The organism is Psychrobacter sp. 1176_08 (assembly GCF_052850615.1).
Genome location: NZ_VXCU01000005.1, coordinates 221181 through 246383, shown reverse-complemented (window position 1 = coordinate 246383; position 25203 = coordinate 221181). Strand labels below are relative to the sequence as shown.

The window sequence follows — 25203 nt, the reverse complement described above, 5'->3', positions numbered from 1 at the left end:
TGAAAATGTAATCTATCAAAATAAAAAAACCGCTATTTAAAATAGCGGTTTTTTATTTTGAGAATTAAGGATAATCCCTATAGCTGGTTAAGGCAATATTCTATTGAAGTTCATAAAGCACTCATTACCATCAGGATCGGCACACCACTGCATTTGGTTGCCATCATGATTCACAAATGCAATTAATGCTTCATCCGTTTGATCAATTTTATTACCAGAACAATCTATTTCGTTATTATCATAAATAGTTTTAATAGCGATAATAGGTAGTCCCTCTTCACGATGTGTGATGAGATAGCGACCGTATGTCAATTCTTTGCCACTGACAGTCCATACCTCATTATCTGCTGCAAAATTATATAGCTCGCGACATTGATTGGAGACTTTAGTAGATGCGATCAAATCTTTGTTAGGATTTGATTGAATATTAAACGCCCGTTGCTCATCTTGGGTCAGAATACCGCCTTCTGATCCTGCCACTATTCTAGGCTCATCTCTGTCAACGTTCTGTCCATCGACTAAGGCAGCAGCCTGTCTGGCTTCAGCCTCTTTCGTCATGGTGATCTCGCTGTCTAAATCTATCTCCCATTGTCCAGCAATTGCAGGACTGATATGAGTAGTGATCGTTGGCTTACTAATGACTTCACCATTCGCTGGCAATGACGCCAACAAAGCTGCTAATGAAAATGAAGCAAATGATATAGGTTCCATAATTAACCTTTTATTTATAATAATATGCGTTATATACATTAGCGTAAGTCTTAGACACCAAAAATACAAGTAACATTATGCTATTGATGATGACTCAGCGCACGCTAAAATAATGCATCATTATAAAGTGCTACATCAGAGCCCTAATGCTTCTATAGTAAAAAAATAACACCATCACTGTACTTGCATATAGCAAGGAGCGATGGTGTCATTAATACAAAGGGCCAATACCATTATATAACTATTAGGCGGCAGCGGTGCCTACTGCTTGGGCAAAAGCAGATAACGCGCCTTTAAGCATTGCCGATACCGTACTGCTACAAGTGCCAATGCCTGAATAAACGTCACCATCTACATTTAATTGAATGTAAGCTGCAGCGTTTGCATTGGTTTTATTGTCCCGATTGGTATCATCATCAATGCCGTTACCATTATTGTGCTGCGGATTGATTGCATGCTCAGCGTAATTAATGATATGGAGTGATTTGCCTGTATGCTGTGCAAGACCATCAATAAAAGATGATAGTGGACCATTACCAGTACCATCGATATTGATGATATCACCATTCATTTGTACTTGACCGTTAAAGTAGACCTCGCCACCTTTATTATTGACACTATAATCTAATAGCTCAAACTTGCCCTGCTGTAGATATGTGTCTTCAAAGGTCTGCAAAATCTCGTCATTCTGCAATTCGCGCGCTACGGCCTCAGCTTGTTTTTGTACCACACCACTAAAGTCAATTTGCATCCAACGTGGTAAGTTAAACCCATAATTACGCTGCAAAATGTAAGCGACACCGCCTTTACCAGATTGGCTATTGATACGTACCACATCTTGATAACTACGACCAATATGCGCCGGATCAATCGGTAAGTAAGCCACATCCCAAACATTATCGGTCTCGTCTTGATGCTTTTCATTGTAATCAAGCGATTTTTTGATGGCGTCTTGATGTGAGCCACTAAAGGCGGTAAATACCAATTCGCCCACATAAGGATGACGCGGATGTAAAGGCAAGTTATTACACTCACTTACCACCTGTACAATTTCGCTCATGTTACTAAAATCAAGCTCAGGATCGATACCCTGACTAAACAAGTTCATGGCCATTACCATGATATCCATGTTACCTGTACGTTCACCATTACCTAATAGCGTCCCTTCAATACGATCAGCACCCGCAAGGACGCCAAGTTCAGCAGCAGCCACGGCACAGCCACGGTCATTATGTGTGTGCAAGCTGACAATGACATGCTCACGATGGGCAAGATTGCGGCAGAAATACTCAACCTGATCAGCAAAAACGTTCGGCATTGAGGCTTCAACCGTCGCTGGTAAGTTAAGAATGACCTCTTGTCCTTGCTGCGGCTGCCAAATGTTACAAACAGCATCACAGACCTCTACGGCATATTCAGTTTCTGTTTGGCTAAAGCTTTCTGGTGAATATTGAAAAACCCATTCTGTTTCAGGATATTTTGCTGCATATTCTTTTAATAGCTTGGCGCCAGTGATAGCGATTTCTTTAATTTCATCTTTGTTTTTAGCATAAACTTTTTCACGTTGTACACGGCTGGTTGAGTTATAAACATGGACCACCGCACGCTTTGCGCCTTTCAATGATTCGAAGGTACGAGCAATTAAATGCTCACGAGCCTGAACCAAAACTTGCAAGGTCACATCGTTTGGCACATGATTTTCTTCGATAAGTTTACGAGCGAAGTCAAATTCAACCTGTGCCGCTGACGGAAAGCCAATCTCAATTTCTTTAAACCCAACTTCTACTAGCGTATTAAAAAAACGCATTTTTTGTTCAATGGTCATCGGATCAATCAGTGCCTGATTGCCATCACGCAGATCCACACTTGCCCATATTGGTGATTTCTCGATCGTTTTGCTTGGCCAAGTGCGATCTGGTAACGATGGTGCAAAAGCAAATGGACGATATTTACAGAAATCAAAAGCGGCACTTTTTGGTGTCATCTTGGTGGTCGCTTTGGCAACGGTGCTGGTGGCTTGGTTAGACATAATCAATCCTTAGATGATATGAGATTTTAGATATTTAATTGGACAGTTTTTTATTAAAGCATTATGTATCATACGAGATAACCACTGTATCTGTCATTATAATAGCAAAGTTTATGCTACAGAAATCCGCTTTTTTTCATGCATTTTTGCGTTATTTTAGTGGAAAATCTTGTATTGGTCGTTATAATTAGATAAATTCTCTAGCAGGATAATAAATTATGATAAGTAGCCATTCAGATACTGCTTTATTGGTAGATTTAGATGAGACCGATAAACAGCTATTGCGTTTATTACAGACACAAGCTCGAATGAGTATTACTGAGCTGGCTGAACGAGTCAATCTTTCGGCAACTCCCTGTGCGCGCCGTATTAAGCGCTTAGAAGATGCAGGCATCATCACAGGCTATCACACCAAAACAGATGCACAAAAAATTGGTTACCCACTGGCGGTGTTTATCGCTATCAGTATGGATCGCCACACAGCAGAGCGTTTCGAACAATTTGAATCTAAAGTACAAAGCTTTGATGAAGTAGTGAGCTGTAGTATTGTCACTGGTCGTACCGAAGACTATCTGATTAAAGTTCGGGTACGCGATATGGCACATTACGAGGAGTTTTTATTACATAGGTTAAATCGTATCGAAGGCGTTGCTCAAGTCCATACCAGTTTTGAGCTACGAGAGGTATTTAGCCGTAGTGTGGTATAGGCTATCTTGAGTGCGCATTACGCCGTCATTGCTTGCCATGTAGAACGCTGAGGTACAAACATGGCAATGAGAGTACCGATAAAAGCAATTGCCGTTTTACTGGTAATAATAGGAAAAGCACGGCTTTTAAAAACAGTTAACTTGATAGAGCCATTTTGCGGCAATAAGCACACAATCTATTGTGTTAAAACAATCAGAAATAAGAATCAGCTCATGATTTAGTGCGTTACAAGCCTTTAAGACAGATTTAAGGTACGCGTTGTCGCGGCTTCACTCTCTGTTTGTCCAAGCATTTGCACTCGCTGATCACTGAACATATCCATGTCAGGTGCAAGCGTGCGCATGAAGCGATCGAAATACAACATCTGCTTAGTCAACAAGGCAAAATCACGGGGAAAGTGAATACCATGACGCTTACCCACTTCGACAATCTCAAGCATCATGGTATTGAGCTCATCTGCTTGCTCTTTACTATTGAAAGGAACACCGCTGGTAAAGGCTTTGTCTTCTGCCATGATGGTCTTCATCATACGTTGTAAATCATTGCCCAATGCTACGGCATCAACCTGATTACCACCATGCGTCATCTCCATATCGATCATGTGACGCGCCATTGCGTGATAATCATTGTCTTGCATTGCTTGCATCATACCCATACACGCACGCCAGCTTTCAGCTTTTAATTTACCGACAATACCAAAATCCAAGAAGCCAATACGGCCATCGGTTAACAGCATTAAGTTGCCAGCATGCAGATCAGCGTGGAAACTGTTACATAACATGAGACTGGCAAACCACGTATTTAAGGTATCTGCCATGACTTGGGCAGGATCAGTACAGTACTGGCGCATCAGCGACTCGTCTACCATAGAGACACCGTATAAGCGGCTCATTGTGAGCACACGCTTCGTCGTCAACGTCTCATATACTTCTGGCGCCGTCACACGGGTGTTACCAGATACTACTAAAAACTGCTGAAAATCACGAATGTTTTGCGCTTCAGCGATAAAATCCGTTTCAGCAAGCATGCGTAGACGGATTTCATCAATAATAGGCGCAATACTGGCAAACTTCATAGATGGCATGAGTAGCTCAAGCAGTTTGGTGACACCATGCAAGACGCCCAAATCTGTTTGCATGATGGTCTCGACGCCAGGCTTTTGTACCTTTAACACTACCTCGTCACCATTATGTAGACGTGCGGCATGCACTTGAGCAATAGAAGCTGAGGCCAGCGGTTTTGGCTCAATATGAGCAAACAACTCATCAAGTGTTATACCGTCGACTGCCAACTCTTCTTTTAAGACTTGCTCAATATAAGCATAAGACAATGGCGTGGTTTGATCCAAACAGCTTTGAAACGCAGTGACATAATCGCGAGGAAACAATGACGGCGTACTAGCAATGAATTGACCAATTTTGATATAAGTCGTACCTAGCTGCTCGAAAGTCTCTTTTAGCAACATAGCATCAGGTTTCTCACCTTTTACGACTCTCAGTGCGGACAGACCAGCCACGCTCGCCGTTTGACGAACACGATTAACAACATTGAAAGTGTGTTTCAATAAATGGGGACGATGAATTTTCATAAAAAACAACTATGGTAATAAAAAGGATATTTGAGGATAGATAAAGATTAATGACTGCTACAGACAGGACACTCTGGATCTTTGCGATAGCCCATGAGCCGTTGCTGCATTTTGCTACCATCCCACAATAACAGTTTATTTGTCAGTGGATTTTTGGTTAATCCTAGATATTGCAAGGCGGTATTGGCTTGCAAATTGCCCATAATAGCTGTTGTGCTGGCAAGCACACCTGAATTGGCACACGTACGTTCATCTGCCTCTATATCGTCTACCACTGAGCCAAACACACAATGATAACACCCTGTATCTAAATGTGGCTCGAACAAAGCCAATTGCCCTTGCATCGCAATCGCTGACGCAGACAATAACGGAATCTGATAACGCACACTAATACGATTAATGATGTCGCGCGTGGCAAAATTATCCGTACAATCTAAAAGCAAATCAGGCTTACCTATTACCATATCAAGTAAGTCATAAGCATTGTTTTCGCTCAACCTCGCTATTGTACTCTTTACGCTTATCAAAGGATTAATACGCTCAAGCATCTTCGCCGCTGTTAACGCCTTATATTTATTGATGTCATCAGGTAAAAATAAGGTTTGCCGTTGTAGATTGCTGGCTTCAATGACATCATCATCAATCAGATGAACCTGTCCAAGCCCTGCGCGTACCAACGTTTCAGAAGCTGGGCAACCTAACCCGCCTGCCCCAATGATGACGACACGTGCAGACTTTAACCGCAGTTGAGCATCAATATCCCAGCCATCAAGCAGTATCTGCCGCGCATAAACCAGCAGCTCTTCATCTGATAATTGCTCTGTCTCTAATGAGTGCGCCCTATCCATTATTAAAACCTGTTATTAAAAAACCAATCATAAAAAACCAATGACGATAAATTGGCACGACCAAATAAAATTCATACACTAGATATGACCAAGCGTCACGCGATCATTACCACCGTAATCTTGCACCGTCGTTACGGATTCAAAGCCATGATCTGCAAACAGTTGACGGACAGCAACTCCTTGATCGAAACCGTGCTCAATGGCTAACAAGCCTCCTATAAGCAAATAGGATGGTGCTTGCTGGATAATATGTTCGATATCAGCCAAGCCATGATTGGGAGCACTGAGCGCACTGATAGGCTCAGCTTTTAGCTGTGCTAGATGTTCATCTTCCTCATCTATATAAGGAGGATTGGAGACGATGACATCGAATGATACTTTTTCGTGAGTACGAAGCGCGTCATACCAGCTGCTTTGTATAAATTTGATATTGGCTACCTCATTTATAAGCGCATTGTGCTGAGCAACCTCAAGTGCTGCTGGTGATAAATCAACGGCAACCACTTGCCAGTTATCATTTTTTAACTCATGAGCAAGACTGATAGCGATGCACCCTGAACCTGTCCCTAAGTCTAACAAGCGCTTAGTACTGGCATGGATTGATGGGGTATTTATCCAATCTATTACTTGTTCAATCAGGATTTCAGTATCTGGTCTGGGAATCAGCGTGTGCTCATTAACCATAAAACTCAGTGACCAAAAGGCTTGCTGACCCGTTAGATAAGCAAGCGGCATGCCTTGCTGCATCTTCGTCACACCAGCGTTAAACTGTTTTTGCTCATCCTCTGTCAGCTCGTAGCTTTCATCCGTAATCAAAAACAGCGCTGGCTTATCAATGACGTATAGCAGCCAATCGGTTAGCCAAAAAGAGGGCAATTTACTGGCGGGTTCTGTATTCATCAACTGCTGAATTTGCTGCTTTATTTGACGAATAGTTACTGATGTCATAAATAACTCTTAAACGTGCGATTAATAAAAAGATACGGCTAATAAAAAAATACTATCACTAAATAATTACAAACTTAACGCTTAGGCTATTCTGACGCACGCGGTGGCTCATTGGTATCGGTCAGGTTTGGATTCGCTTTCGTTAATTTGTCATTATCACCGTATATATCATCGTTATCACCAATGACGATATGCTTATCAACCAAATAGATTAAAATCAAAATTGGCACGCCAATCGCAAAGGTAAAGATAAAGAAAAATGGATAGCCCATATTGTCTACAACAGCACCAGAGTAGCCACCCATCACTTTCGGTATTAGCGTCATTAACGATGAAAAGATAGCATATTGTACCGCGGTAAAACGAATCGATGTCAGTGCTGACAAGAAAGCGATAAATACAGCACTGGCAAGACCTGCTGCCAGATTATCGAAAATCACTGCCACGTACATATGCGGTAAGCTACCAGGATGATATGTGAGTAACACAAATAATAAATTCGTCACACAAGCCAGTATGGCACCGATCATCATCGCCTGCATCATGCGCATTTTTTGAGCCAAAATACCGCCCAAAAAACCACCCGCAATAACCATGATGACACCGACTAACTTCACTGCGTTGGCAATGTCTGTCTTACTAAAACCCATGTCTTGGTAAAAGACGTTAGAAATAACTCCTGCTACGATATCAGAAATGCGGTATAAACCAATCAAGGCCAGTAGCAATAATGCTTTTTTGCCATAACGGCGAAAAAAGTCAACCACGGGCTCGACCCAAGTGGTATAGGCCATTTCTTGTTTGACCACGCCCACTTTGACAGACAGGTAACCCACAACTGATGCAACCAATAGGCTTGCTAATAGATGAAACACTTCAAGTAAAAAGGCAAACATCACACTGTCTGTCTCTGGCAGTAACGCACCAACATTGACAAAAGCAATGATAAAAGCGACGATCGATAATACAAACACCAATACCAAACGAGCATAGTCTGTTGCTGGGCGCTCAATGCGTACCTGCTCACTCACAGGCTCCCGAATTATCAGCGTGGTCACCACACCTACGCCCATCACCGCTGCCATAATCCAATAGGTGTTGCGCCATGCTTCGTAACTATAAAACTCTTCGGTCGAACCGAAATAATCTGCCAAATATAAGGCACCTGCACCTGCAAAAATCATCCCTAAACGGTAGCCTGCCGTATACATCGCTGACAAGACAGATTGTAGACTGGGCGGCGCAAGCTCAATACGATAGGCATCAACCACGATATCTTGCGTGGCGGATGAGAAGCCCAATAGCACGGCTGCCATTGCCATATAGTGCAAACTGCTCTCATCAGTCGGATTGATGCTGGCCATCATATAAATTGCCAAAATAATCAAGAGCTGTGCGATCAAAATCCAACTACGACGACGGCCCAGTAATCTAGTTAATATCGGTAGCGGCACCGCATCTACTAGAGGCGCCCAAATGAACTTGAACGAATACCCTAAGGCCGCCCAACTAAAGGTTGTCACCACACTGCGATCAAATCCTGCCTCACGCAGCCATAACGATAGACTAGAGAAAATAAGTAAAATAGGGATACCCGCTGCAAAACCCAAAAACAGCATGATAATGGCACGTCGATCAAGATAGGTTTTTGCCGCTTCTGACCATGATTTTTTGGCAACGGGCTGATTGGGCGGAGAAGATTTGACAGCAGACATAATGACTCACTAACACTTAAAACGAAGAAGACAACTGTGGACAATTTTTATCAATCATTATAAGTATTTACCATCAAAAAGGATCGATAAAAATTGCTCAACGTTGCACCAATACTCTTATCGCAACAAAATCCAGTTATGGTACTTGAGAACCTCTACCTTGACTAGATATTTTTGCATTAACTTATGGCTCATAAAGAGTAATATAAGGTAAGCACACTTTGTTATGATTGGTTATTTAAAACTTATAATCCATATATATTTGTTTTGTAAAACTATAATATTTAGCTATGATCTGTGTATAAATAATGCTTATTATAATTAATCATTGAACCTCTCTACCATCATAGTACAGGAGTTATGCCATGACCGACTCAACCTCTACCAACGCCAATAAGAATGAAGCATCAGATATGGGACGTTGCCCTGTAAACCATAATAGCAATTCATCGGATGCTTCTACCAATACAACGTATGATCGAGGCGACGATAAAGGCCCGACGATTCATAGTGAAAACGTCGATCAAACGCATACGCCGCAGCGTCCTAGTATGGGTGGCTGCCCTGTTATGCATCAAGCCCATACAACCACTGCGTCTGCTGCAACCGACTGGTGGCCAAATAGCTTAAACTTAGACATTCTGCATCAGCAAGACAAAAAAACCAATCCTATGGGTGATGATTTTGACTATACTGAAGCGTTTAAACAGCTGGACTTAGAAGCAGTCAAAACAGATTTAAAAAACTTGATGACTGAGTCGCAAGAATGGTGGCCAGCCGATTGGGGTCACTATGGTGGTCTTATGATTCGTATGGCATGGCATTCGGCCGGTACTTATCGCAGTGCTGACGGGCGCGGTGGCTCTAACACTGGTAATCAGCGTTTTGCGCCGTTGAATAGCTGGCCTGACAATGTCAACTTAGATAAGGCACGTCGTCTATTGTGGCCTATCAAGAAAAAATATGGGAATAAACTGTCTTGGGCAGATTTGATGATTCTAGCAGGCAATATGGCTTATGAATCAATGGGTTTCAAAACCCTTGGGTTCGCTGGTGGTCGAGCTGATATCTGGCATCCAGAAAAAGACATATATTGGGGTTCTGAGCGTGAATGGTTAGCGCCTACCGAAAACCGCTATGAGAGCGATAAAGATCGTGAATCGCTTGAGAATCCATTAGCAGCGGTACAAATGGGGTTAATCTATGTCAATCCTGAAGGGGTTGATGGTAATCCTGATCCACTAAAAACCGCTCAAGACATGCGCACCACTTTTGCCCGTATGTCAATGAACGATGAAGAAACGGTTGCACTGACTGCGGGTGGACATACCGTTGGTAAATGTCACGGTAATGGTGATGCCACCATATTAGAAGATGAGCCAGAGGCAGCAGATGTGCATGAGCAAGGTTTAGGCTGGCGTAATCCTAAAGGTCGTGGCAATGCTGGAGATACCGTTTCAAGTGGTATTGAAGGCGCATGGACCACCAACCCCACTCAATGGGATCACGGTTATTTTGAACTGCTATTGGGGCACAACTGGGCATTAGCCAAGAGTCCAGCAGGTGCTTGGCAGTGGGAGCCAACTGACATTCGCGAAGAAGATCGTCCATTGGACGCTCACGATCCAAGTGTACGCCGTAACCCTATCATGACCGATGCAGATATGGCATTAATCAAAGACCCTATCTACCGCAAAATTTCAGAGAAATTTCACCAAGAGCCAGATTACTTTGATGAAGTGTTTGCCAAAGCTTGGTTTAAATTGACCCACCGCGATCTGGGCCCTAAATCTCGTTACTTGGGTGCAGACGTACCAGGTGAGGATTTTATCTGGCAAGATCCTATTCCAACGGGCAACATTGACTTGACCGATGAAGACATTGCGACCTTAAAATCGCAGATATTGGACAGTGATTTGAGCCGTCGTGAATTGATTATCACTGCATGGGACAGCGCCCGTACTTTCCGTGCTTCAGACTATCGCGGCGGGGCAAATGGTGCACGTATTCGTTTGGCACCGCAAAAAGATTGGGTCGGCAATGAACCGCAGCAGTTGCAGCGTGTGCTTGAAACTTTGACAAGCATTCAGTCTGACTTTGGCAAAGATATCAGCTTAGCCGATCTTATCGTATTAGCAGGTAATACGGCCATCGAGCAAGCCGCTGACGAAGCTGGCGTAAGTATCACAGTACCATTCAAAGCAGGTCGCGGTGATGCTGATGAAGCAATGACCGATGCAGACGCTTTTGCTGATTTAGAACCTTTACACGATGGTTATCGTAATTGGGTCAAAGAAGACTACGCTGTCTCTCCTGAAGAGATGCTGCTTGATCGTAGTCAATTGATGGGGTTAACGGCTCCTGAGATGGTGGTACTTATCGGTGGTATGCGTGTTTTGGATACCAATCATGGTCAGAGTCAACACGGCGTCTTTACAGAGCGGGCTGGCGTGCTTACCAATGATTTCTTCGTTAATCTGACGGACATGAACCACACGTGGCATCCGATAAAGGCTAGCGACACTGCACATAATACTTCTAATATGTATGAGGTGCGTGAGCGAGCAACAGGGAAAACGAAATGGCAAGCAAGCCGCGTAGATCTTGTGTTTGGTTCAAATTCCATACTACGCGCTTATGCCGAGCTGTACGCGCAAGACGATAACTTAGAAAAATTCGTGCATGACTTTGTTCGCGCTTGGAGTAAGGTCATGAATGCAGATCGTTTTGATGTTGCATGAACGCTTTAGAATATGACTTTAAATTCTGTTAGTCATTTAAATAAACTAAAACAGCTACCCTTTAAAGGGTAGCTGTTTTTTTTGTGGCTCCACAGATATGCTTTTAGTAGATACCATTTATTCAAAAACAAAAACTCTATATTCCCAAATATTATAAATTGATAGCTATTTATTATATACAAGAATAATAACTTTGTTTTACACTACTCTATTATCCACATTTATACATTTTTACTTTATGTATACAAATATGCTTTGTATATCTACCCAATAGGATTAGGTTATGGCAATTGATGTAGTAGTTAATCAGCGACATTTACAAATTCAGCTTAAGCAGCTGGAGACAGTGTGGCATACCGTGATTAATGGCTATAACTTAAGTCAAGCAGCAATGGTATTGCATACCAGTCAATCAAGTTTATCAAAACACATTGCCGCGCTTGAGAATCAACTTAAAACGGAAGTATTTGTTCGTCAAGGCAAACGGCTAACAGGTCTTACGATCATGGGTACTGCTCTCATGCCACATATTGAATCTATTTTTGCCGAAATTCGTACCATTGAAAATCTGAGTCTCGATTTTAATAATCCAAATATCGGCACACTTACCATTGCTACGACTCATACCCAAGCGCGTTATGTTTTACCGCAAGTAGTAAAAGAGTTCAAAGCACGTTTCCCCAAGGTCAATTTGATTCTACAGCAGGCCGATCCTGAGACCATCGCGCAGATGGTTATTCGTGGTCAGGCTGATATTGGTATTGCAACTGAGTCTTTACTTCACAACAATTATCTCAGATGCTATCGCTACTATGACTGGACGCATCGCGTTATTGTGCCAAGCGATCATGAGCTTGCCAATCAGGAATTTGTTGATTTGCCAACTCTTGCCAGCTATCCAATCGTTACCTACCATGGTGGCTTTACAGGTCGCGGTGCAATTGACAAAACGTTTGCAGCAGCTGGTTTAGAGCCTGATATCGTATTGGCAGCGCTTGATGCAGACGTGATCAGTACTTATGTTGGTCTAGGTTTAGGCATCGGCATCATTGCTGAGATGGCCTTTGAGCCAAGCCACTATAGTAACTTAACGGCGATTCCAGTCGACCATTTTGGACGTTTTACCAGCTGGATGGCAGTACGTGATGATGCTGAAATTCGTCAGTATGGACGTGCTTTTATGGAGCTTTGTCAAAAACAATTTAACAATTAAACCACAGTAGCTAGCCTTATTGATAATGATTCAAACTTACACCTCCTTTACCGAGCTTGTGTATAAATGATAAAATGGAGTCTGAAACGTGATTCAACGTTTCTTTTCCTTATTTATTATTTATGCATGTATTGATGGGCGCCTCATTTTTGCTGGGTGTCGATCAGTGCATGTCCATTTGCTTCTATGTAAACAGGTTATACCGCTCATGGAAAAATTCGTAGCGATCATTATGGCGGTTTTTGCCGTCCCTTTGCTTGTCGGCGGTGCTTACTTGCTCTCTCTAGGAGGTAGTCCGTACTACCTTTTCGCTGGCATTGCCATGCTAACGACAGCATTTTTATTGTTTAAAAAACACTGGAGCGCTTACGGGGTTTACGCGATATTTATCGTTGTAACACTAGTATGGGCGCTTTGGGAATCTGGATTTTACTGGTGGGCACTAGCAACTCGCTTGGGCTTCCCACTTGTCTTTGGCGTGTTGATGCTATTACCATGGGTCTTCAAAAAGATGCATGGTGTACCTACTCAAGTAGCGACAGATGCCAATAGCCCAAGAACTTCCAACACCGTTAAAAAGAATCCGCTTTATTATTGGGGATTGCTAGCGAGTGTGGTTGTGGGTGCACTACTCTCTTTTGGCAGCTTAGCAAACAACGCTACTGACAAATTGGGCGAACTTGATTTGACTGCCTCTGATAAAGATGATACTTCTGCCAATCTTGGTGACCCATTATCAAATGGTCAGCAGACACCAGAGGGTGAATGGAGTGCGTATGGTGGTACAGATTATGGCCAGCGCTACTCTCCTTTGACTCAAATCAACACTGAAAATGTCAAAGACTTAGAGGTTGCTTGGCAAATCCAAACTGGGGATGTAAAAGGTCCTAATGATGTTGGTGAGACCACTTACGAGGCCACCCCTCTTAAAATTGGTAACGCCCTATATCTCTGTACACCACATAATTGGGCGTTAGCCTTGGATGCTGACTCTGGTGAGACTTTATGGAAGTTTGATCCTAAAGTGGGAGAAAACTTACAACGTCAACATCAAAGCTGTCGCGGTGTGTCTTACTATGCGGGTCAAGCTGGTACAGGCAGTACGACTCCAGCGGTCACTACTCAGGCAAGCGATGATAGTGCTAGTAATGTAGCTGTTGCCAATAAAGTAACTACGACCAGCAATGTGGTGGCACAAAAAGTGGCTGGAAATACCTTTGAAAACGCATCTAAACAATGCGATGCCAAGATATTTATTCCAACTTCTGATGCCAAACTATATGCACTTGATCCAAATACTGGACAACGTTGTCAGAATTTTGGTGAAGATGGTGCGTTAGATTTAATGCACAACATGCCATTTACACAAGCAGGTTACTACTATTCTACGTCGCCTCCGATCGTGGTAGGCAACACGATTGTTGTGGCAGGCGCCGTCAATGATAACTACGACGTTAATTCACCTTCTGGTGTGATTCGCGCGTATGACGTCAATACTGGCGAGCTATTGTGGAACTGGGATTCAGGTGACCCTGATAACACAGCACCTTTCGATGTCAATGACCCAACTCAGACGTATAAAACCAGTTCACCAAACTCATGGTCAACGGCCAGTGCGGATGAAAAACTTGGTTTGGTCTATTTCCCTATGGGCAATCGTGTACCAGATCAATTGGGCAGCTATCGAAATGCAGCTGAAGAGAAATATGCAACATCTGTTGTTGCTTTAGATATCAAAACAGGTGAAGCACGCTGGGTTCAACAATTTGTCCACCATGATCTTTGGGATATGGACACGCCCGCCCAACCAAGCTTGATTGACTTGAAGACCGACAGCGGCGTTCAACCTGCCCTTGTTGTTCCTACCAAGCAAGGCGATGTGTATGTATTGAATCGTGAAACAGGCGAGCCAATCGTACCAATCAAAGAACGTGATGCACCGCAAGGTTACTTGGTTGCAGGCGAACATGCTGCTCCAACGCAACCATACTCTGGTTTGAGCTTTGAACCTGAAAAACTGACTGAAAAAGACATGTGGGGTGCAAGCCTTATCGATCAAATGATGTGCCGTATTGAGTTTAATCAACTTAATTATGATGGTCGCTACACACCACCATCAACCAATGGTACTTTGGTCTATCCTGGTAACTTCGGTACCTTTAACTGGGGTAGCCTTGCTGTCGATCCTGAAAATGGTGTCATGTTTGGCATGCCAACTTACTTGGCATTTACCTCAAAGCTTATTCCTAAAGACACACTTGGTGATGTTGAAACCAATAAAGGTGAGCAAGGTGTCAATGCCAACGCAGGGGCAGATTATGCGGTAGAAATGGGGCCGTTCTTATCACCACTCGGCGTACCTTGTCAGCAGCCACCATGGGGCACGGTCGCTGCGGCTGATTTAGCAACAGGTGAGATTGCCTATCAACGTAAAAATGGTACAGTCCAAGACTTATCTCCTATTCCGTTGAAGTTTGAGCTGGGTGTACCTGGTATTGGCGGACCTATCATCACCAAAGGCGGCGTCGCCTTCTTGTCAGCAGCAACGGAAAACAACTTCCGCGCTTATGATCTAAAAAATGGCGATGTACTATGGAATGCTCGTATTCCAGCAGGTGGTCAAGCCACGCCAATGACTTACTTGAACTCTAAAGGTGAGCAGATGGTAGTATTGGTAGCTGGTGGACATGGTTCAGTAGGTACAAAGATTGGCGATTATGTCGTCGCTTATAAGCTTGGTGGTCAAGCGAAATAATTGGTCTAAGTGATCGACTTAAACAGCCATTCAGCTAAATAACGTCATTTTGAGAAAGCAGGTAACTTAGGTTGCCTGCTTTTTTTATGGAAATACTTTAATCAATCCAAGAATCGTTCAACCATTAAAATACTCAAAAAGCGCACCTAAAGATAATTCACGCTCGTTTGTTATGATTTATTACCACTCAGTAACATGGCTTGAAATCGATACTGATGATAAGCATATCAAGAGAAAATAATTAATAACTTTATTGGACACTTTATGAGTAACACAATCCCCCTATCTTTTTTAGATCTAGCACCTGTGCCTCAGGGCAAAACCATCGCTGAAGGTATTGCTCAAACCGTTGAAACAGCACAACAAGCAGAAAAATCTGGCCTAAACCGTTATTGGATGGCAGAACATCACAATATGCCTGGTATTGCTAGTGCCGCAACTGCAGTCTTATTATCTCATATAGGTAGCCAAACCAAGCGCATTCGTATTGGTGCAGGTGGCGTCATGCTCCCAAATCATGCGCCACTTGTTATCGCTGAGCAATTTGGAACATTGCAAGCCTTGTATGGCGATCGTGTTGATTTGGGACTTGGCCGCGCCCCTGGTACTGATGGCGCAACATTTCAGGCGCTTCGTCGCCAAATGAAGGATGCAGAGCGTTTCCCGCAAGATGTGCAAGAACTGATGTACTTTTTGGGTAATGATACGGACGGAAGTCCTGTACAAGCATTCCCTGGTGCGAAATCAAACGTTCCTATTTGGATTTTAGGTTCCTCACTTTTTGGAGCAACTTTAGCTGCACACTTTGGACTGCCCTATGTGTTTGCTTCGCATTTTGCCCCACAAATGCTGTCACAAGCCATTGCAGCTTATCGTGAACAGTTCAAACCATCTGCCTATTTAGATAAGCCTTACGTCATGCTGGCGGCAAACTTACTGCTTGCTGATGATGATGCCACGGCAAATTATCACTTTACCTCAGCGCAGCAAAGTTTTGTACGGCTGCGCCGCGGCGAAACGGGTCAAATGCCGAAACCAACACATGATATGGATAGTATCTGGAGTCAAGCAGAAAAAATGATGGTGGATAATGCATTGTCAGTCTCATTTGTTGGTTCTGTTGAGACTGTTAAACCCAAACTTGCTGCATTTATAGCCACACACCAACCAGATGAGCTGATTGTTACAGCTAATGTTTATGATCAAGCTGCGCGTTTGCGTTCACTTGAACTTACATCTGAGCTAAACTTGTTTACTTTACAAGCATGATTAGCAATTGCATAATTATTGATAAACTATAACGAGAAAAAGGTCATGGAAACCTCAAGCTTCATTGGTTCATCAATATTTTTGTACATTGTCGCGTTTATTATTGTCATGGCTATTTTTGCATACCTCACGTATCGTACTAGCCCTAAACGCAAACAACGCCGAGAAGACAGACGCAATCAAGACAATCTTAAGTAGTCAATTTAAACAACGAAAAGCCCTTTTATCCAATTGGAAAAGGGCTTTTTATTTGTCTTACTTCTTATTATAGAGTACAGGATACTACATAAGACCCAAAGCACGTAAGATTGCTGCGCCAAACGCCATTCCGAACATGCCTACTACCGTGGTAAAAGCTAAGATATTTGCCGCAAGCACATCGTTGCCACCCATGGCTTTTGCCATTACATAACTGGCGGCGGCGGCTGGCGAGGCTACCATCAAAAACAGCACACCCATGTGTACACCTGATAAACCAAACGCCAATCCAATAGCAATGGCCACCAATGGCGCAACAATGATACGTCCGATACTGGCTTGCATGGACAACCCTGACAGACGCAGCATGGATTTCAAATCAATACTAGCGCCCGCACAAATCAGTGCTAATGGCAGGGCGACCGCTGCCAGCAAATCACCTGTGACATGAATAACGCCTGTGATTGGTGGTAATCCAAGCGCCTTGTAGGCAAACGCCGCCAACAATGCCAAGATGAGAGGATTGGTACTCAGTTTTTTGAATACCATGATGATGCGACTGCTCCACGTATCGCCTACTTTTTTAGACACACGGCTCAGAGTAATCACGGCCAAAATATTAAACAATATGGTGACTACGCCCATATAAACCGCGCCAATACTTAAACCTGCATCTCCGTAAGCATTATAAACAGTGGCCAAACCTATAATGGCCATGTTGCTACGAAAAATACCTTGTACGAACACTCCTTGATCAGCAGGTTTGCTAATAAAGTATTTAGCGTAAATTTCTGCACCAATAAATAGAGTAAAGGTGACAAGGATACCAACACCTATCAGCGTGATTTGCTTAGCATAATCAACGTTACTGTCGGCCACACTGAAAAATAGCAGACAAGGCAAGCAATAATTGAAGACAAAATTTGATGACTGGTCAATAAAACTCTGACTGGCTTGACCGCGTCGTTGCATAAAAAAACCCAACCCCATCAAAGCAAGGTTGGGTAGTACAATGGTAATCGCAAAAATAATGGCTTCAATCATAGGTAAACTCGAATCAACAGCATTCTCACAGCCATGTGTTAAAAGCAGTGACAACCTGTCTGTTGTAGGTCAATGTAAACAATCGGAAATGGATTAATTTTTTTATTTTGAGGTATATCGATAGCGCTTTGTTATTTATGATCAGGTTTTTTTACCCATTTATCATCAGCATTTTTTTCATAAACGTTTTCAACAGCAGCCCATGCCGTGGCGAACCAACGCGACTCTTCATCATACTGTTTACTTGCGCTATTAAAGGCCGCTTGAAAAATCTCTTGAGCATGTTTGGGTAAGTTATCTTTTACCGCAGGTGGCAGGTCTGATAATTTATCATAAGGCATAAAGACATTCCTTTTTAGTAAAAAATTCAGTAACAAACTAGCATCATTAATAAGAGTTTTCCATTCTACCTATTATTTACAATCAAAACAGCATAAAGCCGTTTTAAGTTGTTTTGACATTGTTAAAGGATTGGCCATAAAAAAAGCTTATAACAAAATGATGTTATAAGCTTTTACTAATTTGCTTAGCTTTCTAGTTTTGAACTTACTACGACAAATTTAATGCCATGGCTGCTTTTTTCTGTTTTTTAACTGTCATTGCCAATAGCTGTACAGCAGCAGGCGTCACTCCACTAACACGTCCTGCCTGAGCAAGCGTAGCAGGTCGTACTTTGCTTAGCTTCTGTACAATCTCATTAGAAAGACCTGATACTATCGTATAATCAAAATCTACTGGCAACGCTGTATTTTCCAAACGCTTCATTTGATCAATCTCTTCTTGTTGACGATCAATATAACCTGCGTATTTGACAGAGATCTCTATTTGCTCACCCACCTGCGCATCTACTTTTGAATCAGTGATGGCAGCAATATCAGCAAAATGAATCTGCGGACGTTTTAACAAATCATAAGCGGTCGCTTCTTTCGATAACACTTCACCTGTTTGTGCACTCACTTGCTGACCCAATGTATTGGTCGGCGTTGCCCACATGTCTTTTAAGCGTGCAGACTCTGCCGCGATGGCTTCCATTTTCTCTTGATAGGCTTGCCAGCGTACATCGTCAACCAAACCAAGCTTGCGACCCGTCTCTGTCAAGCGCTGATCAGCGTTGTCTTCGCGCAGCAACAAGCGATACTCTGCACGACTGGTAAACATACGGTATGGCTCGTTGGTACCATGCGTAATCAAATCATCGACAAGGACGCCAAGGTAGGCTTCATCACGGCGCGGAGTCCAAGTATCAAACTCGCTGTTATTGGTCGTAACCAATGCCGCGTTGGTTCCTGCAAGCAAACCTTGTACGCCCGCCTCTTCGTACCCAGTCGTACCATTGATTTGACCTGCAAAATACAAACGATCGATAGACTTGGTTTCAAGCGTTGGCTTCAAGCTCTGAGGATCAAAGTAATCATATTCAATGGCATAACCTGGACGAGTAATATGCGCATTCTCTAACCCTTTCATACTATGAATGAAGTCTAACTGAACATCAAACGGCAAACTGGTCGAAATACCATTCGGATACAGCTCATGCGTAGTCAAGCCTTCTGGCTCGATAAAGATTTGATGACTGTCTTTATCGGCAAAACGATGAATCTTATCTTCAATAGAGGGACAATATCGTGGACCAACACCTTCAATCTTGCCAGAAAACATCGGTGAACGGTCAAGATTCTCACGGATAATATCGTGGGTACGCGCATTGGTATGCGTGATGTAGCAGTTGACCTGTTCAGGATGCATCGACACATCACCCATATAACTCATGACTGGCAGTGGCGTATCGCCCGGTTGTACGGTCATCACACTAAAATCAACGCTGCGCGCATCGATACGAGCTGGTGTACCGGTTTTTAGGCGTCCAACTGGCAGCTTTAGCTCACGCAGACGGTCAGCCAGCTTAATAGAAGGCTGATCCCCTGCGCGTCCACCGTTTGAGTTCTCAAGGCCAATATGAATAACCCCGCCTAAGAAAGTACCTGAGGTTAGTACCACTGTTTCCGTCTTAAAGATAATTCCAGTCGAAGTCACCACTGCCGTGGCACGACCATTCTCTACCAAAATATCATCCGCTGCTTGCTGAAATATATCCAGATTGGGCTGATTCTCAAGCGTATGACGAATTGCGGCTTTATAAAGAATACGATCTGCTTGAGCACGCGTGGCTCTTACAGCAGCCCCTTTGCGACTGTTCAATACGCGAAACTGAATGCCTGCTTTGTCTGTTGCGAGCGCCATTGCCCCGCCGAGCGCATCAATTTCGCGTACCAGATGCGATTTACCAATACCACCAATCGCTGGGTTACAGCTCATCTGACCAAGCGTTTCGATATTATGCGTTAACAGCAAGGTCTGCGCGCCCATACGTGCGGCTGCCAGGGCTGCTTCTGTGCCAGCATGACCACCACCGATCACTACCACGTCGTAATTTTTTGGATATTGCATGCATGCCTCGCTTGAATAACGCTATTTTTGCCAACGACGTATTGATTATCACACGCTTGTTGCCTCATAAATAAACGTCACTCGTATTTTAAGAACGAATGATATAAGTGTTTAAAACTTAAATAGATAACCAACAATTATAACAATTTTTTGTCACTTAAAAAACGCTAGAACCAAAACTGTTAAAATTAATGCTAAAAATGAGATGAATCATTCATATTCATTTTTAAAATTTAGTTTGAATGATTACCAGAGCTTAGCGGTACGATCTGATCCGATTGACCACTGCTCAGCATATGGTGACTACCATGACCTTCTGGATTGATTTGCAAATATGCATTCATTAAACCAATGGCCTCACCATCATTCGTGGCTAAGATTTGCTCTTTGATAATATCGACAGGAGGCAATGGCAAATTCTTGAGAAGCGCTAAAAGCTGCTGATTGTCGCCTTTATTAACCACCAATTCGATAAGCTGACGCGCATCAATCGGTAAATCTGGTGTGCTTTGAGCCAATAATGCCAAATGATAAGCACCGGCAGGATCTTGGTCTGCCACAATGCGCTGCTCAATAGCAATATAAGTCGCTTCTGTAGCGCCACCTGCCACACTTAACTGATGGATACACTTAAGGGCTGAGTTGGCTTCATTATCTGCAATCTCAATAATTCTTAAAGATTCATTTTTTAGACGCTCGCGACGCTTTTCAATGAGTGCTTGCTCGTCAGCTTCTTTTTGTACTTGTTGTTGATCATATGCTTGAGTATTCATAAGACTCTCTTGTTGATAGTGGTACTTATTCTTCGTTTTGTTTATATTAATGACTATATGGGGTCAAAACCTACAAAATCAATAAAAGGCGCAAACCATAAAAAACCCAAATAGTCTTATGACTATTTGGGTTCATATTACTTTAATAGCAAAACTGATTCATGTATTACTGAGTTTTTAAAACATCACAACAATGCTATAAATAGTAATGCCATAAGTCGTTTTTAATATTAAGCAGCAGGGCTATTGGCTTCAACCAGTGGCTTTAGCTCGCCTGATTGATACATCTGCAAGATAATATCAGATCCACCCATCAACTCACCATCAATCCATAACTGTGGAAACGTTGGCCAGTTGGCAATTTTTGGTAATGTCGCACGAATTTCTGGGTTTTCTAAAATATTGACAAAGGCAAATGGACGACCAATCTGCGTCAATACTTCAATAGAACGGGCAGAAAAACCACACTGTGGAAATTGCGGTGTGCCTTTCATATAAAGAATAACTTTGTTGTCACGAATTTGATCAAGAATCAATTGTTCGACATCATTTGCAGCAGTATTTGGGGTTTGATCACTCATAAAAACTCCTATTGATAAGGCGGTATATTAAAAAGGCAATACGTTAAAACAGCAATATTGCAAAGGTATTGAATGACAATATGGCTGATACATGGGGCGATTATCACTATATTACAAGCATAATTGATAGATTGGCTTGATGATCAGCGAGTGCACATCGATTATAGGTCGACTTTATTAGGAACCAATAATACCACGGCATTGGCCATGATACCTTCTTGTCGTCCAGTAAAACCGAGTTTTTCAGTGGTGGTAGCTTTGACACTGATATTACCGACCGCTGTTTGCAAGTCACTTGCGATATTGTCGCGCATGGCTTGATTGTGCGGGGCCAGTTTTGGACGCTCGCACATGACGGTGATATCAGCATTGCCTAAGACATACCCAGCCTCTTGCACTTTGCTATACACATAGCGTAAAAGCACACGCGAATCCAAACCAGCGTGTGCAGCATCCGTATCTGGAAAATGCTGACCAATATCACCAAGCGCCAGTGCACCTAGTAACGCATCTGCCAGTGCATGTAGTACCACATCCCCATCAGAGTGTGCCAGTAAGCTATTCGTGTGTTCGATCGGTACGCCTGCCAACATGACGTATTGCTGCTGCTGACCATTATTATGAAACGCATGCACATCGATGCCTTGACCAATTTTTATCATTATTATTTCCACTCAATTAGAGCACGCTAATTAGGCGTGATTAAAATAATTCAAAACCACTATCTGAATTTCTAAAGTGATTTTACTCACCGTAAGATGCCATAGGTCGCCACCAGTTTCAATTAACTGGTATAATGTGACGCTTATTTTATCATAATACCCAATTCAAAAGAAAAACTGGCACTGTTAAAATGCCAATGCTATCAATCAGAGCATTTGTCATGAGTACCATTACGATTTTGAATCCAGTATAAATAGTTGAGCCGTTTTATGTCAGCCATCACATCACACTCAGATTCTTTTTCTGCCCATCGTCCTTTAACGCTTGCTGATATCGACAGTCCTAGCACCAAGCATGTCATCGTTGGTATGTCAGGTGGCGTCGACTCTTCTGTCTCGGCCGTCTTGCTCCAGCAGGCAGGCTTTAAGGTGGAAGGCTTATTTATGAAAAACTGGGAAGAAGATGACGGTACCGAATACTGTACTGCGATGGACGATCTAGCAGATGCGCAAGCGGTCTGTGACAAAATTGGCATTAAATTGCACACGGCCAATTTTGCCATGGAATACTGGGATCGTGTTTTTGAGCACTTTTTGGCAGAATATAAAGCAGGGCGCACGCCGAACCCTGATATTTTATGCAATAAAGAAATTAAATTTAAAGCGTTTTTAGACTATGCGTTGACACTTGGTGCCGATTATATTGCGACCGGTCATTATACTCGTCGTAGCATAAACTACACCAATACTGATAGTGAGACGGTCGCGCAGCTATTACGCGGACTGGATAATAATAAAGACCAAAGCTACTTTTTGCATGCGGTGGGCGGTGATAAAATTGCCAAAACGCTTTTCCCAGTTGGTGAGCTTGAAAAGCCTGTCGTGCGTCAAATTGCTGAAGAACATGATCTGATCACGGCGAAAAAGAAAGACTCTACGGGCATTTGCTTTATCGGTGAGCGCCGTTTCAAAGACTTTTTGCAGCAGTACTTGCCTGCGCAAAAAGGCGACATCATGACGGATGACAATAAAAACATCGGTACTCACGATGGACTTATGTACTATACGCTGGGGCAACGCGGTGGCATCGGCATTGGCGGTGTCAAAGATCGTCCTGAGGAGCCATGGTTTGTATTGGCAAAAGACTTAGACAAAAACCGATTAATTGTCGGTCAAGGGCATGAGCACCCGATGCTCATGAGCAATGAGCTAACCGCTTATAAGCTCGATTGGATTGATGGTTTGCCGCCTACTGATGTCTTTAGCGACACAGGTCTACGCTGTATGGCAAAATCGCGCTATCGTCAGCCGGATCAAGCGTGCCATGTGTTTGCTACAAAAGCCGACGGTAGTGAAGTCCGCGTGGTATTCGATGAGCCACAACGCGCAGTGACGCCCGGCCAATCTGCTGTATTTTACATAGATGAGGTCTGTTTGGGCGGCGGTGTCATCGCTTCTATCGATGCGCCTTGTGGGTTTTAATTTTTTATTTATATTTTGATGTTGTTGTTCCTTTTAATCACGTTCACTATTTATAACCATTTGAGGTATCGTTATGACTCCACTTACCGCACTCTCCCCTATTGACGGTCGTTATGCGTCTAAAGCTGACAGCTTGCGCCCATATTTGTCTGAATTTGGTTTGATTAAAGCCCGAGTTACGGTTGAAATTCGCTGGTTGCAATCATTGGCAGACAGTGAGGCGATTGGTGAATTGGCTGCGTTTGATGCAGATACCAATGCGTTTTTGAATAGCATCGTGGATGATTTTAGCGAAGCGGATGCACAAGCGATTAAAGATATCGAAGCGACGACCAATCACGATGTTAAAGCGGTCGAATACTTCATCAAAGACAAATTCCGTGGTCAAGACGCGCTTATTGATTCATTAGAATTCATTCATTTTGCGTGTACCAGTGAAGATATCAACAACTTGTCATACGCGCTGATGCTCAAAGACAGCCGCGACATCGTAGTCGCAAAAATGCAGCAAGTCACCGATAGTATCGTAGACTTGGCGATTGCTCACGCTGATCAGCCTATGTTGTCACGCACACATGGTCAAACCGCAAGCCCAACCACACTTGGTAAAGAGATGGCAAACGTGGCTTATCGCCTAGCTCGCCAAATCAAGCAAATCAGTCAAGTAGAGTTACTGGGTAAAATTAATGGCGCAGTCGGTAACTATAATGCGCATTTTTCAGCCTACCCTGATGTTGATTGGCAGACTCATGCCGCACAATTTATCGATGAGCGTCTAGATTTGACTTTCAATCCTTATACTACGCAGATTGAGCCACATGATTACATCGCCGAATTGTTTGACGCAATAAAACGCTTCAATACGATATTGATCGATTTCAACCGTGATATTTGGCAATATATTAGCTTAGGCTATTTCAAACAGCGCCTAAAAGATGGTGAAGTAGGTTCTTCTACCATGCCACATAAAGTTAATCCGATTGATTTTGAAAACTCAGAAGGTAACTTGGGGGTTGCCAATGCGATGCTGGCACACTTGGGTGAAAAACTGCCAATCTCACGTATGCAACGTGATCTATCGGATTCAACCGTACTGCGTAATATCGGTGTTGGTCTGGCACAAAGCATGATTGCGTTTGATGCCTGCCTAAAAGGCGTTGGCAAGCTTGAATTAAACGCACAGCGTCTGAATGAAGACCTCAATCAAGCACAAGAAGTATTGGCTGAGCCTATTCAAACGGTCATGCGTCGCTACCGTGTCGAAAACCCTTACGAAAAACTAAAAGCCTTGACGCGCGGTAATGCCATGACGCGTGAAGCCATGCTGACGTTCGTTGAAAGTGATGAGTTATCTGCAGTGAGCGACGCTGACAAAGCACGCCTTCGTGAATTGACACCAGCTACTTACACTGGTAATGCCGCAGAACAAGCTCGCACTATCAAAGACTGGATCGCTAAAATCTAAGAGCGAATTATTGAGCAAATATTTG

Annotated in this window: 20 protein-coding genes; 8 read left to right on the top strand and 12 right to left on the bottom strand. The window is 43.1% G+C overall.

Going from position 1 to position 25203, the window contains the following annotated elements; genetic code table 11:
- Positions 1–87: 87 nt before the first annotated feature.
- Together FW759_RS08525 and leuA are read right to left on the bottom strand one after the other, a co-directional pair.
- Entirely contained in the window at positions 88–711 is a 624-nt protein-coding gene (locus FW759_RS08525) for a hypothetical protein (RefSeq protein ID WP_446442722.1), read from the bottom strand.
- A gap of 244 nt (positions 712–955) precedes the next feature.
- Positions 956–2695, bottom strand: coding sequence for a 2-isopropylmalate synthase (gene leuA, locus FW759_RS08520; RefSeq protein WP_446442764.1), 1740 nt, complete (start codon positions 2693–2695; stop codon positions 956–958).
- 263 nt (positions 2696–2958) lie between these two features.
- Between leuA and FW759_RS08515 the strand changes: the two genes are divergently transcribed.
- On the top strand, positions 2959–3447 hold the full coding sequence (locus FW759_RS08515) for an Lrp/AsnC family transcriptional regulator (protein WP_095568549.1): 489 nt from the start codon (positions 2959–2961) through the stop codon (positions 3445–3447).
- Positions 3448–3683: 236 nt separating this feature from the next.
- Here the strand turns inward: FW759_RS08515 and FW759_RS08510 are convergent, their stop codons facing one another.
- The 4 genes from FW759_RS08510 to FW759_RS08495 form a co-directional block, all read right to left on the bottom strand.
- Complete coding sequence (locus FW759_RS08510; RefSeq protein ID WP_353671314.1) at positions 3684–5036, bottom strand: ABC1 kinase family protein; 1353 nt, start codon at positions 5034–5036, stop codon at positions 3684–3686.
- A gap of 47 nt (positions 5037–5083) precedes the next feature.
- Positions 5084–5884, bottom strand: coding sequence for a HesA/MoeB/ThiF family protein (locus FW759_RS08505; RefSeq protein ID WP_446442721.1), 801 nt, complete (start codon positions 5882–5884; stop codon positions 5084–5086).
- Between the two features lie 78 nt (positions 5885–5962).
- Complete coding sequence (prmC, locus tag FW759_RS08500) at positions 5963–6832, bottom strand: peptide chain release factor N(5)-glutamine methyltransferase (RefSeq protein ID WP_446442720.1); 870 nt, start codon at positions 6830–6832, stop codon at positions 5963–5965.
- Positions 6833–6918: 86 nt separating this feature from the next.
- Complete coding sequence (locus FW759_RS08495) at positions 6919–8547, bottom strand: AmpG family muropeptide MFS transporter (RefSeq protein WP_446442719.1); 1629 nt, start codon at positions 8545–8547, stop codon at positions 6919–6921.
- A gap of 551 nt (positions 8548–9098) precedes the next feature.
- On the opposite strand from FW759_RS08495, the gene katG reads away from it, so the two are divergent.
- The 5 genes from katG to FW759_RS08470 all read left to right on the top strand — a co-directional run bounded on the left by katG (position 9099) and on the right by FW759_RS08470 (position 16723).
- The gene (katG, locus tag FW759_RS08490) at positions 9099–11288 is read left to right on the top strand and encodes a catalase/peroxidase HPI (protein WP_446442763.1); all 2190 of its coding nucleotides are present in this window, start codon (positions 9099–9101) and stop codon (positions 11286–11288) included.
- 283 nt (positions 11289–11571) lie between these two features.
- Positions 11572–12501 carry a LysR substrate-binding domain-containing protein gene (locus FW759_RS08485; protein ID WP_446442718.1) on the top strand — a complete coding sequence of 310 codons (930 nt, stop codon included), beginning with the start codon at positions 11572–11574 and terminating at the stop codon, positions 12499–12501.
- 208 nt (positions 12502–12709) lie between these two features.
- On the top strand, positions 12710–15256 hold the full coding sequence (locus FW759_RS08480) for a membrane-bound PQQ-dependent dehydrogenase, glucose/quinate/shikimate family (protein ID WP_446442717.1): 2547 nt from the start codon (positions 12710–12712) through the stop codon (positions 15254–15256).
- Positions 15257–15520: 264 nt separating this feature from the next.
- The gene (locus FW759_RS08475; protein ID WP_062844381.1) at positions 15521–16525 is read left to right on the top strand and encodes an LLM class flavin-dependent oxidoreductase; all 1005 of its coding nucleotides are present in this window, start codon (positions 15521–15523) and stop codon (positions 16523–16525) included.
- Positions 16526–16570: 45 nt separating this feature from the next.
- Positions 16571–16723, top strand: coding sequence for a hypothetical protein (locus FW759_RS08470; protein WP_446442716.1), 153 nt, complete (start codon positions 16571–16573; stop codon positions 16721–16723).
- Positions 16724–16807: 84 nt separating this feature from the next.
- Here the strand turns inward: FW759_RS08470 and FW759_RS08465 are convergent, their stop codons facing one another.
- From FW759_RS08465 to ispF, 6 genes are all read right to left on the bottom strand, one after another.
- Positions 16808–17767: an AEC family transporter gene (locus FW759_RS08465; RefSeq protein ID WP_062844380.1), complete on the bottom strand. Its 960-nt coding sequence runs from the start codon at positions 17765–17767 to the stop codon at positions 16808–16810.
- A gap of 131 nt (positions 17768–17898) precedes the next feature.
- Entirely contained in the window at positions 17899–18108 is a 210-nt protein-coding gene (locus tag FW759_RS08460) for a ChaB family protein (protein ID WP_062844379.1), read from the bottom strand.
- A gap of 208 nt (positions 18109–18316) precedes the next feature.
- Positions 18317–20215: a tRNA uridine-5-carboxymethylaminomethyl(34) synthesis enzyme MnmG gene (mnmG, locus tag FW759_RS08455; protein WP_446442715.1), complete on the bottom strand. Its 1899-nt coding sequence runs from the start codon at positions 20213–20215 to the stop codon at positions 18317–18319.
- 233 nt (positions 20216–20448) lie between these two features.
- Positions 20449–20988: a hypothetical protein gene (locus tag FW759_RS08450; RefSeq protein ID WP_446442714.1), complete on the bottom strand. Its 540-nt coding sequence runs from the start codon at positions 20986–20988 to the stop codon at positions 20449–20451.
- Positions 20989–21218: 230 nt separating this feature from the next.
- Entirely contained in the window at positions 21219–21569 is a 351-nt protein-coding gene (gene grxD / locus FW759_RS08445; protein WP_446442713.1) for a Grx4 family monothiol glutaredoxin, read from the bottom strand.
- 161 nt (positions 21570–21730) lie between these two features.
- A complete protein-coding gene (ispF, locus tag FW759_RS08440; protein ID WP_446442712.1) occupies positions 21731–22231 on the bottom strand; it encodes a 2-C-methyl-D-erythritol 2,4-cyclodiphosphate synthase in 501 nt (166 codons plus the stop codon).
- 369 nt (positions 22232–22600) lie between these two features.
- Here ispF and mnmA point away from each other — a divergent pair, with 369 nt between their 5' ends.
- Both mnmA and purB read left to right on the top strand, forming a co-directional pair.
- Positions 22601–23713, top strand: a complete 1113-nt coding sequence (mnmA, locus tag FW759_RS08435) for a tRNA 2-thiouridine(34) synthase MnmA (protein ID WP_446442762.1) — start codon at positions 22601–22603, stop codon at positions 23711–23713.
- A 73-nt stretch (positions 23714–23786) separates the two neighbouring features.
- Complete coding sequence (purB, locus tag FW759_RS08430; protein ID WP_446442711.1) at positions 23787–25178, top strand: adenylosuccinate lyase; 1392 nt, start codon at positions 23787–23789, stop codon at positions 25176–25178.
- Positions 25179–25203: the final 25 nt, after the last annotated feature.